General features: G+C 38.8%; 14 protein-coding genes and 2 pseudogenes. 2 read left to right on the forward strand and 14 right to left on the reverse strand.

The annotated features are described in order from the left end of the window. The 8 genes and pseudogenes from BW961_RS24525 to BW961_RS24550 all read right to left on the reverse strand — a co-directional run. The coding region (locus BW961_RS24525) for an HTH domain-containing protein (RefSeq protein WP_342190533.1) at positions 1-245 on the reverse strand (245 nt) is incomplete at its 3' end. A 147-nt stretch (positions 246-392) separates the two neighbouring features. Next, on the reverse strand, positions 393-1,448 hold the full coding sequence (locus BW961_RS24530) for an NAD(P)/FAD-dependent oxidoreductase (RefSeq protein WP_076577019.1): 1,056 nt from the start codon (positions 1,446-1,448) through the stop codon (positions 393-395). Beyond that, a complete protein-coding gene (locus BW961_RS24535; protein WP_244556052.1) occupies positions 1,449-2,456 on the reverse strand; it encodes an ABC transporter substrate-binding protein in 1,008 nt (335 codons plus the stop codon). It lies immediately after the preceding gene. Between the two features lie 114 nt (positions 2,457-2,570). Next, positions 2,571-4,190, reverse strand: coding sequence for a helix-turn-helix domain-containing protein (locus BW961_RS24540; protein ID WP_068590554.1), 1,620 nt, complete (start codon positions 4,188-4,190; stop codon positions 2,571-2,573). 67 nt (positions 4,191-4,257) lie between these two features. Next, a pseudogene (locus BW961_RS29615) lies at positions 4,258-4,645 on the reverse strand (alpha/beta fold hydrolase); the annotation flags it as partial. Between the two features lie 53 nt (positions 4,646-4,698). Continuing rightward, entirely contained in the window at positions 4,699-4,851 is a 153-nt protein-coding gene (locus BW961_RS31640; protein WP_076577021.1) for a DUF255 domain-containing protein, read from the reverse strand. Further along, positions 4,832-4,966 (reverse strand): annotated as a pseudogene (locus BW961_RS31340) (ABC transporter ATP-binding protein); the annotation flags it as partial. The pseudogene BW961_RS31340 and the gene BW961_RS31640, both read right to left, overlap by 20 nt. A 98-nt stretch (positions 4,967-5,064) precedes the next feature. Beyond that, a complete protein-coding gene (locus BW961_RS24550) occupies positions 5,065-7,047 on the reverse strand; it encodes an AraC family transcriptional regulator (RefSeq protein ID WP_212568140.1) in 1,983 nt (660 codons plus the stop codon). Between the two features lie 281 nt (positions 7,048-7,328). Between BW961_RS24550 and BW961_RS24555 the strand changes: the two genes are divergently transcribed. Beyond that, complete coding sequence (locus BW961_RS24555; RefSeq protein WP_068590550.1) at positions 7,329-9,194, forward strand: LTA synthase family protein; 1,866 nt, start codon at positions 7,329-7,331, stop codon at positions 9,192-9,194. A 665-nt stretch (positions 9,195-9,859) separates the two neighbouring features. Here the strand turns inward: BW961_RS24555 and BW961_RS24560 are convergent. The 4 genes from BW961_RS24560 to BW961_RS24575 form a co-directional block, all read right to left on the reverse strand. Then, the gene (locus BW961_RS24560; protein WP_068590548.1) at positions 9,860-10,387 is read right to left on the reverse strand and encodes a hypothetical protein; all 528 of its coding nucleotides are present in this window, start codon (positions 10,385-10,387) and stop codon (positions 9,860-9,862) included. 185 nt (positions 10,388-10,572) lie between these two features. Beyond that, positions 10,573-11,355 carry a hypothetical protein gene (locus tag BW961_RS24565; protein ID WP_068590547.1) on the reverse strand — a complete coding sequence of 261 codons (783 nt, stop codon included), beginning with the start codon at positions 11,353-11,355 and terminating at the stop codon, positions 10,573-10,575. 1,042 nt (positions 11,356-12,397) lie between these two features. Next, on the reverse strand, positions 12,398-12,841 hold the full coding sequence (locus BW961_RS24570; RefSeq protein ID WP_156510168.1) for a hypothetical protein: 444 nt from the start codon (positions 12,839-12,841) through the stop codon (positions 12,398-12,400). A 24-nt stretch (positions 12,842-12,865) separates the two neighbouring features. Continuing rightward, complete coding sequence (locus tag BW961_RS24575) at positions 12,866-13,348, reverse strand: alpha-1,3-galactosidase-related protein (RefSeq protein ID WP_068590542.1); 483 nt, start codon at positions 13,346-13,348, stop codon at positions 12,866-12,868. Positions 13,349-13,398: 50 nt separating this feature from the next. Here BW961_RS24575 and BW961_RS32000 point away from each other — a divergent pair, with 50 nt between their 5' ends. Then, entirely contained in the window at positions 13,399-13,626 is a 228-nt protein-coding gene (locus BW961_RS32000) for a helix-turn-helix domain-containing protein (protein WP_411830663.1), read from the forward strand. Between the two features lie 219 nt (positions 13,627-13,845). Here the strand turns inward: BW961_RS32000 and fabF are convergent, their stop codons facing one another. Together fabF and BW961_RS24590 are read right to left on the reverse strand one after the other, a co-directional pair. Next, complete coding sequence (fabF, locus tag BW961_RS24585) at positions 13,846-15,081, reverse strand: beta-ketoacyl-ACP synthase II (RefSeq protein ID WP_068590540.1); 1,236 nt, start codon at positions 15,079-15,081, stop codon at positions 13,846-13,848. 81 nt (positions 15,082-15,162) lie between these two features. Next, positions 15,163-16,176: a ketoacyl-ACP synthase III gene (locus BW961_RS24590; RefSeq protein WP_068590539.1), complete on the reverse strand. Its 1,014-nt coding sequence runs from the start codon at positions 16,174-16,176 to the stop codon at positions 15,163-15,165. Positions 16,177-16,315 lie beyond the last annotated feature (139 nt).

Below are 16,315 nucleotides of genomic sequence, written 5' to 3' on the forward strand. Positions count from 1 at the left end.
GTATTACGCCAACGATTTAGACAATGCTTTGGCTTGTCACGACCAATGAAATCCAAGTCAAATCCAGCTTCAAGAAAGATCTCCATTGGAGTCTGTCCCTTCTCGTAGGCTTTCACTGCGGCCAGCTTAAATGTGGGTGAATACGTAATGGTCTTCTCCCTGACATTCTGAACATGGGGATTTACCTCCAATTGCTTGATCTCATGTTCATTAAATATCTTTGAAGTTCCTCTCGCTTTGTTCATAAATTGACCTCCGCTTTTTTAGATAATTCGATTAAAACACAAATGACCCGCAAGAGGGTCACTTTTTTCAAAGTTTCCATCTTACGGGTCACAGTTCATTTTGCGAATGTACGTCGTCTTTTTGGATATATTCATTTCCAACTACTGTTAGGACTGTATGACATTCAGGTTTGCACGACCCTCGTTTCCAATAGCTTTGTTTTTTTCAAAAAAACGAGCGTTATGAGAAGAAACGCCAGCCATATCTGAAGCAGACGGATCTAGATAAAGTTTTACACTATTAACAGCTAACACAGCATCATTAAAGGCACCAGCAATTAAACGAACCTTACTGCCATAAGTAATAAAATCACCAGCTCCGAAAATCCCAGGGATACTTGTTCGCATCCGCGGATCAACAGACACACCATAGTCCTCTTTGTCTAAACCCCATTTCAGTAAATCCCCAAAATCACGATCAAATCCATGACTCACGATCACTTCATCGACTTCAATTTGTTCTATTTCACCAGTCTCAGAGTGTTCAAGAGCTACAGTTTTAATACGATCACCTTCGCCATATAAGCGAGAGATACTATACGGTGTCATCACCGTAGCGGAAGTTTTCATTTGGGCTACAGGAAGCTCATGTGCAGTAAACTCATTTCGTCTATGTACCACAATGACTTGTTTCGCCAATTTCACAATTTCATTTGCCCAATCAACCGCGGAATCTCCTCCACCGGAAATAAGAACTCGTTGATCTTTAAATCTCGATAAATCTGTAACTGTGTAGTGGAGATTATTCAATTCATAACGGTTCGCACCTTCAATATCTAACTTTTGAACTTGCGTCATTCCGCGACCAGCACATAATAATATGGTGCGTGTAGAATGGAGTTCGCCTGTTTTGGATGTCAGAACAAAAATATCATCCTGACGCTCCATCTGAGCAATTTCCTGTCCTAGTACAAGGGTTGGATCAAATGTTCTAGCCTGTTTCTCTAAAGAATCTATTAATCGTTCACAGTGTATCGGATCAACGCCGCCAACATCCCACACTAACTTTTCAGGATAGGTACGCATGAATCCCCCTAATTCCTCTTTCGCATCAATTAGTTTTGTACGCATTGCTCTCATACCGCTATAAAAAGCCGCATACATGCCTGCAGGGCCACCGCCAATGATTGTAATATCATAAATATCGAGTTCTTTTGTGTTCACTTAAGGCACCAACTTTGCTACGATATAGTCAATAAGCTTGCTTGTTCCAATTGGACCTTTGGCTTGAATATAATCATTGGTACGTATTGGGAATACATCATTATTTTTGACGGCTTTCAGGCTTTTCCACAGAGGATTCTTTTCTAATTCCGCTAATGATTCTGAGCTATCAAAGTCCACCATACTTCTAGTTTCTAGGAAAATATAATCCGGTTTGATTTCCGGTAAAATTTCTAATGAAAACTGTGTGAACCATACGTCCGAATCCTTAGTAACTTCCGGACTATTCAGCCCGAGAGTTTTATAAAAGAATTCACTAACATCGTCATCCGCTTTTGGACCTAAATAACGGTACCTGCTGGGTTCTACTCGAAGCACGAGTACGGTTTTATCACCAATCGCCTGATGAATTTTATCTTTAGCCTCATTCGCCTTCCGATCAAGAGCAGTTAACAGTTTGTCCGCTTCGGCTTCTTTATTAAAAAGTACTGCCAGCTCTTTCACCGCTTCATGTACCCCGACACCTGCCTTTAGAGCGACTGTCGGCGCAATTTTTGACAATTCATTATACACCTTGGTATCCAAACCTTCACCTGGCGTAATAATCATATCCGGCGATAAGCTGAGTAGTTGCTCTAGGTTGTATTCATATTGCGTTTGCGAGATCAAGACAACCCCGTTTTTTTCCAAATAGGGCGTTCGATAATCAGGTTCAATCTCAGGAACGACTACACTCGACTGCGGGATAATTCCCATCTCGATTAAATCCTCTGCATAGCTCGAACTCGTGACAAGTATGTTTTTTGGAATAGCCGGGATGGTTACATCCCCAAACATATCGCTTACCACTCTTGTTTCTTTACCATCACTTACGGTTGTTTGATTACTATTACTTACTTTTTCCTCAGTGGAAGCTTCTTCTGGCTTATTTGCTGACTTAGAACATGCCGCTAAGACAAACACTAATAGCGTTATTCCTATCAACATAAATAATCGTTTTGACATCATCTATTCTCTCCCCTTTTATTGATAATAATTATCATTATCAAAGATTATCAAATAAGAAGATATCATTCCATAGTACATGGTGCGTATTTAATTGGATTATTGTGCTCTATCATTTTAGTGGCTTATTAAGTTACTAACAATTTGATCAATTATAATTTTTTGTCCATTGACTCCACAACCATCTACCCAAAGACTTGTATCAATATAGGAAACGTGATTGTTTTTGACTGCTTTTAAATTTCTCCACTGATCACTTTCCATAAGTCTCCCCATATTTTCGTCTGCACTAAAATTCTCCATCACACGTTTCTCCACGAATAGATACTCTGGATTAGCCATATACAATTGCTCAATGGAACAAGGATTAAACCATGCCTCACCTGACTTTAAAGGCTCTGGAAGTGATAGATCCAACTTAGTATAGAGTAATTGAGATACTCCGCTTGAGTTCCCTCCTAAATATCGATACCCGAAAGGTTCCACTCGTAACACCATTACTGTAGCATTGGATTGAATAATGGGTTGTAATTGTTGCCGTGCTGCGTTTATTTCATTTTTCATTTGAATTTGGATTTTTTTCGCTTCTTCGTTCTTTTGAAATAAAGCGGCCAATTGACTAAGGAGGATATCTATCTCCATGGTTAGACCCGTTATTATTGGAGCGATTGTGCGCATTTTCTTCTTAATATCTTCCTTTAAAAAATGTCCAATAATTAATTCTGGCTGCTCTTGTTGAATTAACTCTATATTCGTATCATATTGCGGTACTTCCAGCAGTTTAACGTGATGCTTTTTAAATAGTTGTCGTTGATGTTGAGGTAATAGTAGAGGCGTTACCATTACAGCATGCGGTATTATACCTAATGCAATTAGAACTTCAGCACATAGTGGTGAAATCGATAAAATATATCGTTGATGTAATTGTTGAGCATAGTTTCTTGGTGACACACCTGTAAAATGTTTGAAGCGACGACTAAAATAGTGAACATCTTCAAAACCTACCTTTTTAGCAATCTCTTGTGATTTCGCTGAAGTTAATAATATTTCTTCTTTCGCACGAAAGATCCTATAATTTGCTAGATATTCTAATGGAGGTTTGCCACATCGTTCGCTAAATTTTCGAGAATAATGCCACTGACTTATTCCTGCAATTTGCGCTAATTGCTCGCGTGTTATCATCTCACCATAATGTTCCTGCATATAGCCAATGGAACGCAGAATTCCTTTTTCTGTCGTCTGCTCATCACTCGATTGTTTTTGATATAAGTTTTTCAATAATCCATATAATAGATGCTGATTTCCGACCATAGATTCGATGACACTGCTAGGCAAATTTTCATTCAAACCATCACTAATACTCGTCAAAAACCCGCCCGTTAGCTGCATAATTTGATAGGTGTTTCCTGCTGGAACATGCCAACTGAATTTAGAAGTTTTGCCTTCTGCATGGAGAGAAGAATATGTATTAAATTGAATTTGCCAACCTGCTAAATCCAAATTCCCTCCCTCTAAAACTTCAATGAATGAGTTCCTTTCAATAGCAATTAAATTGCCAAAAGCGACTTGAACATGATGCCCATTAATATTCCAAATCGCTTGACCATCTGTAATAATGATTAATGTATTTGAAGTGAAATAATGAATTTCCCCCGCAGTTATCCATTTATCTGTTATCGGTTCTGTGGACTCCCATTGAGCGATCCATCCAAGCTCATTTTGTCGTGATTTCAACATCTCTAAAACTCCTATTCACCTGTTTATCTGGATTCTCACAGTATATGCGATAATAATTTACCTCTCGTCATCCCTGTTGATTCAACATGATTACTATCTCATCTATCACAATCTCCGGTTCAGCATGATGTATATAATGTCCGCTACGTTCGGCAATTCGTTGCTTACTTGAATTTGATAGTCGTTGGAAATCTCCTTGGAGCTTTTGATCTATTTCTAGTATTTTCTCATTAGGCATTCCCCTTCACCCCTATCGGGTAAACCTCTTGTGATAATAGTAAGAGGAAGGTTCTTGGGAAAAGAAAACGTAGCGATTTGTTAATAGCTCTGTGGTTTATCAATTTTTTCACTATTCAACATCGGATTTTTAAAATATTCCTGATTCTCCGAGCAAGCTTTTCAGGCAAAACTTCTACGTATGCCAGTTCCTTATATTCAGGTGCAGCATCAACGAGGTCTATGGTTAATTGACTCACGCGAAAATCCATCAATGGCAGGTACGTGTGTATCAATAATTAGCTGACCAAATAGATAGAAAGATAGGTTTGTTATCGCATGTGGCGATAACAAACCTATGTTCCGACCAAGGGAACCAATTCACCGGATTATGCGCTTGTTGCAGCAAATCAAATACGGATTCACAGCATATCCGCCAGTTCATTCACGCGCTCTGCTATAGCTGATTTAGTCCATTTTTTCATCGTCAATGGAAAAGCAATGTTCTCAAATACAGACATATGCGGATAAAGCGAATAGTTCTGAAACACCACCCCTATAAACGCATGGCCATAGGACTCTAACCGCGTAACATGATTACCTAATACGAAACATATCTGCTTCTATCCAATGAACAAGCGTCTGAGGGCAACGATGTTCATTTAGCAGTCACAGCCAGTTTCGTGATTTTGTCGGCAATATCTTCCGCCTGTAATAGGGATGAGAATGAATCCGCCGCAAAATATTTCTTCATTTCAATCTCAATCACATGATGATTTTTGACAGCATTCAAGGATGTCCAGGTCACTGGCAGCTTGGGTGGCTCTTTACCATCAACTTTTAGCACAATGACGTAATCGCCTACATAATCGTTTACTGTCTCCCAAGACACTTCAACACGGTCCTCTTTTTTGTCAATGATTTCACTTTTTACTTTTTGGGTAGGGTTCAGACCCAAAATATCGTAAGCAGCTCTGCCTCCTCGTTCGCCTGAATTGCCAATCACCATCAAAAATTTGTCTACAGTAACATAATCCACAATAGAGATAGTTGCATCTTTTGGAATTACATTTTTGATTTTACTGCGGGCAGCTTCCTTACGTTTTTCAAAATCTTCAATCCATTTTTGAGCTTCGTCCTGTCGACCTAAGATGTCGCCCATGGCCGTAATTTCTTCCGGGATTGTTGAGTATTGGCTTGTGTCAAACACGACAGTCGGCGCGATTTTGGAGTAATTTACATAGGCATCCTTATTCCAGGTTATAATCACATCGGGTGACAAATCCAATACCTTCTCGTATGAGATACTCCCATCCAAACCAATATCTTGAACCGTATCAGGTAAATAAGGCTTTAGGAAATCAGCAAAGTTCATTTGTGTACTCGACGCCCCAACTGGCGTTACCCCTACAGCTAATACCGGCCCTAGGTCCCAGTCAACAACAACACGTTTTGGATGTTCAGGAACATTAACTTCCCCCATGACCGTTGAAATTTTCCGCATGCCCGTATTTTCTTTGGCCTCATTGGAAGACGTATTTTGAACAGACTCCGCACTGTGATTTGAGTTTCCACCTGCTGAGCCTTGATTACTATTTCGACTGGAGTTCCCATTCGTACAAGCTGCAAGTATCAGCGTAAAACATAACATCAGTGTTAACGCTATTTTCGATCTTGTTCCTTTCAACATATGCCTGTCTCCTTCTGTTTTTAATTGATAATGATTATCATCAATAATATAACAAGAAGAAGCATTTTTGCCCATGGAGGATACGAACCCCTGCCATGGACTATCTGAACCGCCTAAGCTCTCCTTCACTTTCTTTTTGTATTGGCCTGGCGTCATCCCCACTTGCTTCTTGAAAAGACGTGCAAAATAAAATCCATCACTATAACCTACGCTTAAAGCAATCTCCTGTGTAGTAGCATCCGTCCGAATAATTAATTCCTTCGCTTTAGCCATCCGCGCTTGGATCACATATTCGATAGGGCTTCGCCCCGTACGGTGTTTGAACTGCCTCGATAAATATTGAATGCTGTAATTCCATCTCTCCGCCAATGACTCAAGTGAAATAGACACATTGAAATGTTCGTGAATGTACTGAATGATCTCTTCTACCATATCCGTTTCCTTTGAAGCAACTCCCTGAAGCTTAAGCTGCTGGACAAGTGTATATACGAACTGATAAAACAAAATTTTCACATGAAAACGCTCCAAAATCTGTCTTCGATTCCATTCCTCATACATTGAATCCACGTGACGATATAAAAGGACCGGAGCAAGAGGCCGGCAGGCATAATGTAGCTGAAAGGGGTTGTTCAAGTGATATACCTTCAGGATTTCCTTACTAGCTTTGGCGGACATACTACCTCTATATAAAATGTAATAGTACGTGACCTCATCTTGTCCAACCTCGAAACTTATACTGCTTCCTTTTCCTGCATGCAAGAGATAAAACCGTTCAAATATATGTATACTACCATCCAGCCAAATGGTGCCTTGTCCTTGCACTACATATATAAAACCATTCGCTGGAAGAAGATATTGCTGCGTCCCCCGGCTACTTATCACAAGCTGGCGAATGTCCACCAGCTGTATCGATGCATTGTCCCACATTTGGATATACTCTTCCCAGTTCACAATTTCTTCTCCCCCGTTTGACAACATGCTGAGCCTATTATTCAGCAATAAATCCCTCTGCAATTCATTATGATGATATTCGATAACGATAATCATTGTCAATTAGAATGGAGTATATTCATACCTTCAGCTCTTTCTTTTCTCATTTGATGGTATACAAAAAAAGAGTATATCATCCCCTATCCAGACCCACCCACAATCTATTAATCACTCTAGTTGATTTCCAACGATTCTAGTAATAAAATGAATGAATCTCAAAGTAAAGGATGCGCGAAAAGCAAATGACGGTTACTGCACCACGCAAGCTCAGTATAAGATCTCTACTATTCTTCACTCTAATCATGCTAGCAAAGATTTATTTTGCTTGGTATTTTCTATTTGAGGACGGTCCCACGTGGACAACATCTCTTAAGGAAATCCCTTTTATACTCATCGTTTTTTGCTTGATTGAAAGATTTGCAACGAAACGGAAGATTGCGATCTATACATCTGTCAATCTTCTATTTACCATTATGTTCTTTGCATTAATTGTATATCATAGTCATTTTGGTATGATTGCTACCTCACAAGTGTTTGGACAGGTCAAACAAGTAGGAGCAGTCAAGAAGAGTATATTTGCGGTCTATCAACCACAATATATCCTTATTTTTTTGGACATCATTATAATTAGCTTTGTCATGCTTAGACGTCAGAAGGCGCTCAAATGGAAGCAAGCCATGTCACGTCCAGCTAACCATAAAGTGCTTGGTACCCTGTTCTGCATTTCTATTGTGTTATGTACGTTGAATATTTTCCCTAACCGCGCAAGTATGAATGAGACAGTTAAAGCCGAACAAATGGGTATTCTCAATTATGAAGCCTATTCTATGATTGCCAATCATGAAGATGAACCTATTGTTGCTTCAGAAATTACTCAGACTGCTATTAATGAAACCAAGGGAATCAAAGCTTCGGTCAATCCGATTCTTTATGGAGCCGCCAAAGGAAAGAACCTTATTATCATTCAAATGGAATCATTTCAGAACTTCTTAGTTAATCTATCCATTGATGGAAAAGAAATAACGCCTAATATGAACAAGCTCGCGGGAGACAGTTACTATTTCCCACGTTTCTATCAGCAGGTTGGACAAGGTAATACCTCCGACGCTGAATTTATTGTGAACTCTTCGTTCTATGTTCCACCTAATGGTGCAGCAACCCAGAAGTACGTAGACAAAGAGCTTCCAAGCTTACCGAAACTGCTTCAAGAGCAAGGATATGACACTGCTACGTTCCATACAAATGAAGTTGACTTTTGGAATCGTGGTGAACTCTACACCGCATTAGGTTTTAATCGCTACTATGACAAAGCCTACTTCGGTATAGAAGATACCGTATTCTATGGCGCATCTGATGAAGTGTTATATGAGAAGACTGCTGCTGAGTTAGCGAGAATGGATCAGAGTGATCAACCATTCTATTCACACGTGATCTCCATGTCATCTCATAATCCCTTCACCATTCCAGTGGACAAGTACAAGATGACACTCCCTGAGCGATTCGAAGGTACGTTCGTTGGCAATTATATTCGTGCACAGAATTATGCTGATTATTCACTTGGCCTGTTTATCGATGAACTCAAGAAAAACGGTGTATGGGATAACAGTTTAATCGTACTGTACGGTGATCATCGAGGACTTCCTATCTTCTCTCTCGATGATGATGATCGCGTGTTAATGCAAGAGATTCTAGGTCATGAGTATGCGGAACGTGATTTGATTAATATTCCGTTGATTATCTCATCCACTGGGGTTACGACTTCGACTGTGATGAATCAGTTAGCTGGGCAAGTTGATATCTTACCAACCGTATCCAATCTACTGGGTATATCACTTGATACACAAATTCATTTTGGACAGGATATATTGAATCAGACCACCTATAACCTGCTCCCTCAACGCTATTATCTACCCACAGGATCATTCGTGAACAACGAAGAACTCTTCTTATCAGGTAGCGGATTTGAGGACGGGCAGCATAGCACATTAGCTGGCGATGGTGTACAAGCACTCCCTGCTACAGAAGATGAATTTGATCGTGCTCTTGAACTTCTTCATTTGTCTGACAGCTATGTTACTCAATTACCCGAAAGAGAAGTTGAGAAATAAGGACAATTATCCTCTTATCAAAAAGAATCCCGTATATTGTTTCTCTTTACTACTTGAGAAAACAATATACGGGATCTTTGAATTTAATGATCCTTGGCATAAAGCTATATATTTATTTGTTAATCCTTTTTCAATCATTAATGAACTTCAATTATAAATCTTTCCTGTGTTACAAAACCTAATCAAGTATGGATGTGGGATACGTTCGTTCGATGTTTCTAGTGATATTCCTAATTAATTAGACAAACTAGGCTCGGAACCCGCATAAATACATTATTTTTGTTCCATAAATAAATAAAATTTGTTAATCTTTGAAGAAAAAATGATTCATTATTTCATAATTCGTTAGAAAAAATTTGTGTGGTTTTTTTCAATATTTTGCATAATTATACAAACAATCTTCGGAGACATAATTCAGTGCCATGAAATTACCTGTTCTTATACATCATTTAATTAGAGTGGAAATAGTGTCTTGAAGTATGTTACCAATCATTCCATTAAACATTTTAAATCGAAGAATTAGATTGCTATTGCGGTATCGTTCCCCGTTAGCTTAATGATGATAGCGGTCTCCGAGCTAGCTGTAACGGCAAGTTTTAGGTCCATCCTTTGCGGGATATCCCTTTCTTTGAAAGACGGAACTGACGTTTTTCGAGGTAGCTCAATTAATCAACCTTTTTTACAGCTATCATTATGTTTGACTTTAGAAAAATGTGAACTATATATTTTGAATTCAATTCTACATCGACATAACCTGGCGCTAAAGAAAACTCAAGTTTATTCTCTTTTATCTGTATATGATCATAGGATTTATAAAAGGCATTACGATCAATAATGGTTACTTCCTGTGTCTGATACCCAGATAAAATATCTTGTCCTACTTTAATAAAGTTTAGAGCAACAATTATTAAGAACAGCACACCTATTAATTCAATACAGTAGATAAATAATCTTCCAAAAACATTGTATTTATTAATTGAATCTTTATCTCGCATATGAGCTAAAAATAACTCTACAGATAAAAGTTCTAAACCGATTATATTTTTCGAGCATTCATATATTAGAACACTTCGTTCATACCCTTGGTACATCAATAAAACAGACAAAATTGCCAGTATTAAAGTAATCAAAAACGCTATTCTAATTCTATATCTTGGACGCTGATACCATTTCATTGATTGGAATCTTAACATTGTTGATTAACTCCATTCAGTCTCATTTCACTTAAAATGATGAACTACGCAGATTTTTCGAATTTGGAATTATTCGTGAAATCGTTGAATTATCCTGCCCGTTAGTTTAACAAAGGCAGCCGATCTTAAGGTTGCATTTACTTTTGTATAAATATTACATTATCTCGCATATTTTTTTTGGTAGCTCAATCTAGAGTAACAATAATTCTTGATAGTGGTTTAGTTAAAAGTGGAATATTATCTATTTTGAGTTTATTTTCATACTCTAAAGACCATTTCTGTGTATCACCTACGAGGACGAGGTCAGGAAAGGGTTTAACAATATTATAAGTTTTGTTATCTTTTTTAAAGTAAGACTTAAAGAGTAACGTATCATCCCAATAAGCGTAGCAAACAATTGTTTCAGGAACCAATGTAATCTTTCCTATGTTATTCGGTAGGTCTATAAAGTGAAGATACAACCTATTCATAAACATATCCGCAAGTTCCTTAGGTGACATATCTCCTGAAGAATCCTGTAAATTATCAATGAATTCTGAGGATGCAACTTTTATGTAGAGGTCAAGTTTTTTTGAAGATTCATGATAAGTAATCAGAGGTTTAGACATGTCAAGGTCATAGGAACCACTAAAATTTTCACTTATTATATAATCAGATACCATTTGTGTCGTTGGCAAAGTTATCCTTACAGAAATCTCCGTTTTTATATGCGGTACTACGAAAGTAAATATAAAGGGAAGGACAAAAATAAAAGCTGCAATCTTCATTTCCGAAAGCCATTTTCTTTCAAGAAAAAACATAATGATAGAAGTAATTAGCAAAAAGTGGGGGTATATTAACCAAAATATAAACAATGGAGGAAAAGCTACTAAAATGTGAGTTTTAAAGCTTACTATCGTAATGAGTAGCCATACTAAAGAAGTAATATAAAGAGTGTTCAAAACGCTTCTGCGATGCTGTCGAACCATTTTACATCACCTCACATTAATGATTTTATATAAATTATCAATAATATCAATATAATGCAGTTATTGTTAATTAACATAAAATAAAACAGTCTAAATGCGCTATATATTGACCTTTCATTAAGGTAAAGAAACTCACTAATATTGTTCCAGAACGTGATATTAATGATGTTTCAAATAGACCACTTTTTATTTCATACTCTGAATTAACATTATACTCCCTTTATTATCGGAAGAGATTAAAGAAATCATGAGATTAGTAAGAAAGTACTTTCCAACAGCCACTCCTTACTCTTTGAATGGATAATGATATTCTGCTACATGATGTGATAACTTTGTAAAGGGTCGATAAATAGTTATATACAAGAAATTATCGTTGACTATTGTATTGGTGAGATCCTTTCCCGATTTGAAGTGCATCAATGATGAGAAATTATTTACTATAACCAACTTTATAAGAAAGTCTTCCTAAAAACTCTAATCTTCATTTCACGTATTTACATAAAGGATCATTTTATGCTCAATTGCTGAATTTCTTGCATGATTAATTCCTCTAACTTTTCTTTTAGCCCCAATAGATTAATACCACATTCAGTTTCATAACTTTATTTCCAGCGAACGTCCGCAAGAAACAGTGTCCAGGAAAATAAAGTATTAAACTGACTCCAATAATTGAAACAGAGGCAGCCCAATTGCTTCTGTTTTATTCAACTATCGTTCCCGTTAGCTTAATGAGCGATCCCGATTTCTAGCATATATCATTGGCTTACCCTCAATAAATCACAAAAAAGAACCGTTCAACATCTCTATAGGCCTATGCCTATATCCTGAACAAGACGGTCTTGAATATGTCATTCTCAACTTTTACGCAAGGTATATGGCTTGATGGTGATGGCATAAGATTTGAAGGCCCTGCCGCGTGCCTTGGCTTAGGCTGCTAAGGGGAATTAATAATTAAATACATAAGGCTTCATTGTAAATCTATACAAGAAAAACTCGGAGTTAAGCATTTACTTAACTCCGAGTTTTCAAATTAGGACGGTCACTAAAACTGTAAGCCTTGCTGTAATGTGACCGTTACATTCTCTAGCGGCATCGACTGTACCAGTAAGCTCTTGTTGATTCCTTCCCCAATGAATCTATTATCGGCAATAGTCACTTCACTACATGCTGTTAATTGAATAATTGGAGCTGTAAATTTACTGTGATCGCCCACCGCAGTGATATCATTATTGTTAAAAGTTAAATTTTGTGTACTTTTAGCAGAGAGTATCGTAGCATCCTTCATTATAATCACATTATTTTCTATATGGATATTGCTATGGACTGGAAGTCTTACACTTACATCGCTATTCTCAGGGGAGATATAGATGACTGGATTTTTACTGTCACCGCATTCGATAAATCGGTTGCCGCGAATCATTACATCCTTCACCATGCCCGACTCATACCAACTTTCCGCATCGTTAGCAATTAGAATTGCACTCATCGGCATACGTTCAAATACATTGTCCTAGGTCCTAACTTCTCGCCTTGTCGATACCAGTATTCCGCATGTCGGCACGCGGGCAAAATAATTATTCCTTATTTCAACCTCCGGTGTCCAAGTCTCGTTCTCGATCACATCGCCAGTTTCAATATAATCTTCTACAGTCTGCTCTAAAGTAAGTAATATTTCCCGAGGATTTATGAAATCTACCGTCTTCACAGTATACCTAGCATAAACAGTTAACGAGCTTGAACGAACGAAATCAATCACATCTCCCGGGAAAAAGGCATCAAACCCATAGCTTTGTCCATGCATAAACCTTACCAACACTTGATTAGGAGCCGGTTGATCGATAATACGTAGATGAGTGCCATGCACATTGATCGCATCATCATGGGCACCTTCAAAATGACTATTCAATATGGCAACTTTTCCGCGACAACCTGAGATATGAAGGAAATCAGCAAAAGCCGCAACAGTACGTCCCGTTTCCGGACGAGGTGCCATAATCATTCCGTCGAAAGATACGTTATCACTGAATTGGCATACGATTCCTAATCCGCCGCGAATTCAAAAAACATAAAGGCTCAGCTCCCATTGAGTATTTAACACAGCTTAGAATCGAAAAGGCCAAGCTTCTGATCAAAGATACCTCCGACCTCAAATTCAAAGATTTATCGGCTATGGTTGGATATAATAATCAATACTATTTCAGCAAGGTATTTAAACTTATTACTGGGCTAACTCCCACAGAATTCAAGGTTTCATCTTCAATTAATCATTGATTAATCCAACGATGCAGAACCACAAAAAGCGATTCCAGAAAAAACTAGGCGACCACTCCCCGGTAGAATACCGTGAAGCGGTCGCCTCTTATTACTCTTTTTTATTGACTACTTGACGGGACTATGACCAATTAGAAATTCATTTTTCCATGCAAATAATGCATATGAAAACCCTGGTATAGTGAATATGGTAGATCCAGAATATAAAGTTATGTCTACCTATGCTTTTCGAAACACAACAACCGCATTATGCCCACCGAATCCAAATCCATTGGACAACACCGTCTGAATATTACTCTCTCTTGCCTCATTCGGTACGTAATCCAAATCACATTCTGGGTCCGGCGTTTCATAATTGATTGTAGGTGGAAGGATTCCCTCCATTAAGGCTTTGACAGAGATCACTCCTTCCAACCCACCTGCTGCGCCAAATAAATGTCCCGTGGCTGACTTGGTTGCACTCACCTTCAGTTTGTACGCATGACTACCAAATACATTCTTAATGGCCTGCGTTTCCGACTTATCACCAAGCGGTGTGCCTGTGGCATGTGCATTAATATAGTCCACTTCTTCTGGTGATATTCTAGCATCCAGTAGCGCAGCATTCATGGCCCGAACGGCTCCCATCCCATTAGGATCTGGTGCTGTCATATGGTAAGCATCTGCGGATTGACCGTATCCAATAACCTCAGCCAATATTGTAGCTCCTCTACTTCGCGCATGCTCCCACTCCTCCAACACCAGCACACCAGCACCCTCCGACATGACAAACCCATCACGATTCATATCAAAAGGGCGACTCGCTTGATGAGGTTGATCATTACGTGTAGACATCGCCTTCATATTACAGAATCCACCGAAAGATAGTTCATTAAGCGGTGATTCCGCACCACCAGCAATCATCACGTCAGCAACGCCATTTCTAATCATATGAAAAGAGTCCCCAATCGCATTATTACCCGAAGCGCATGCGTTAACAGGCGTCGTGTTGGGTCCCTTTGCTCCAAGATGAATAGACAGTTGGGCGGAGCCCATATTGGCGATCATCATCGGAATAAGGAATGGACTAATCCGTTTGGGACCTCTTTCTAACATTACACTGTGATTATCAAGTGTTGTCTGAATCCCACCTATTCCTGTCCCAATGCTAACCCCGACGCGATGCGCATTAGACTCCGTTATGGTCAATTGTGCATTCTCCACTGCCGTTTTACCTGCGGCAACAGAAAATTGAACAAACCGGTCCATATGCCTTAACTCTTTGCTATCAAAAAAAGATTCAGGATTGAAATCAGATGCCATTCCACCAATCTTAGTTGTAAAACCCGATGGATCGAAGCTATTAATTCGTGATATCCCTGATTGACCATTGATAAGATTATTCCAAAAGGTCTCAATCTGCGTACCAAGTGGTGAAATAACACTAATCCCAGTAACAGCAACACGCTTATGCATTTAAAAAACCTCCTCTTTGACAACGAATTTGTAATTCATATATATTCTCAATTCTTATCTCAATAAGTTATTATCTTCGATTCATACGCTGCTAATTGAAACCTGAGGATCCAAATTCCAGTTAAGTAACAGTCCTGCATGTGTGAGCCCCGCTCCAAATCCATAGATCAAGATCCGCTCCCCATCCTTAAGCTTCCCTTCACGAATACCTAGATCCAGAGCAAGTGGAATCGTCGCTGCGGAAGTGTTCCCGTAATTCACTAGACTATACAATGTTCGTTCAAGAGGAATCCCCGTACGTTCACAAATAGGCTCAATGATTCGTAGATTAGCACTGTGTGGAATAAACCAATCCACATCATTTGTTGTGAAAGGACTTTTCGCAAGAATCGCTTTAACCCCTTCAGGAACATTTCGCACCGCCCAGCGGAATACCTCTCTTCCATTCTGGACAATTGTTCCCTTGTTACTCAGATCTGCTCCCTTCATCTTCTCAGCAATGCCCCTCAAATAGACGTGAGCACCTCCCATACCCTCTGTTCCTTGATGATATGCTAGGAAGCTGGTTTCCTCTTGGTCTGTTTCTACCAATACAACCCCTGCTCCATCACCGAACAGTATACAGGTTGAGCGATCCGTATAATCTGTAATTTTAGACATCGTATCTGCACCAAATACAAGAACTTTGCGATGTAAACCAGAAGCAACCATGCCTTGCGCCACGTGGAGTGCATACACAAATCCAGAACAAGCAGCGCTCAGATCAATCACTCCTACTGAACTGGAAATGCCAAGTTTGTCTTGAAGAATGGCTGCGACACTTGGAAAAATAAAATCTGGCGTCGTTGTCGCCACAAGGATTAAATCTACGTCATGTAATGATTTATCATATCTCCGCATGAGGTCCTGAGCAGCAGATACGCACAAGTCACTCGTGTATTGATCAGGTTCACTAATACGGCGTTCTCGAATTCCTGTTCGTTGCACAATCCATTCATCATTGGTCTCCACCAATTTTTCCAAATCGTAATTTGTCATTTTTTTATCTGGTACATAGGAACCGATGGCTGTGATCCGTGCTATTGATTGCTCCATTTACTTCACGCTCCTGATTATTATCTGGTATTAGCACCTGATACTATTTTTTTTATAATAACATACAAACATCCATTATAACAGCGTATCCATATTCAACCTATTTTCACAATTTCAAATAAATTATATTTCTGATCAA

The organism is Paenibacillus macquariensis (assembly GCF_900156375.1).
In the GTDB taxonomy this organism is placed as follows: Bacteria; Bacillota; Bacilli; order Paenibacillales; family Paenibacillaceae; genus Paenibacillus_AQ; species Paenibacillus_AQ macquariensis.

Bases quoted from the DNA above. Each gene is read 5' to 3' on its own strand.
- BW961_RS24590 (WP_068590539.1), bottom strand. From the start codon at position 16,176: ATGGAGCAATCAATAGCACGGATCACAGCCATCGGTTCCTATGTACCA.
- BW961_RS31640 (WP_076577021.1), bottom strand. From the start codon at position 4,851: ATGAACTGGCGGATATGCTGTGAATCCGTATTTGATTTGCTGCAACAA.
- BW961_RS24570 (WP_156510168.1), bottom strand. From the start codon at position 12,841: ATGAGTGCAATTCTAATTGCTAACGATGCGGAAAGTTGGTATGAGTCG.
- BW961_RS24560 (WP_068590548.1), bottom strand. From the start codon at position 10,387: ATGTTAAGATTCCAATCAATGAAATGGTATCAGCGTCCAAGATATAGA.
- fabF (WP_068590540.1), bottom strand. From the start codon at position 15,081: ATGCATAAGCGTGTTGCTGTTACTGGGATTAGTGTTATTTCACCACTT.
- BW961_RS24565 (WP_068590547.1), bottom strand. From the start codon at position 11,355: ATGGTTCGACAGCATCGCAGAAGCGTTTTGAACACTCTTTATATTACT.
- BW961_RS24540 (WP_068590554.1), bottom strand. From the start codon at position 4,190: ATGTTGAAATCACGACAAAATGAGCTTGGATGGATCGCTCAATGGGAG.
- BW961_RS24535 (WP_244556052.1), bottom strand. From the start codon at position 2,456: ATGATGTCAAAACGATTATTTATGTTGATAGGAATAACGCTATTAGTG.
- BW961_RS24575 (WP_068590542.1), bottom strand. From the start codon at position 13,348: ATGGCACCTCGTCCGGAAACGGGACGTACTGTTGCGGCTTTTGCTGAT.
- BW961_RS24555 (WP_068590550.1), top strand. From the start codon at position 7,329: ATGACGGTTACTGCACCACGCAAGCTCAGTATAAGATCTCTACTATTC.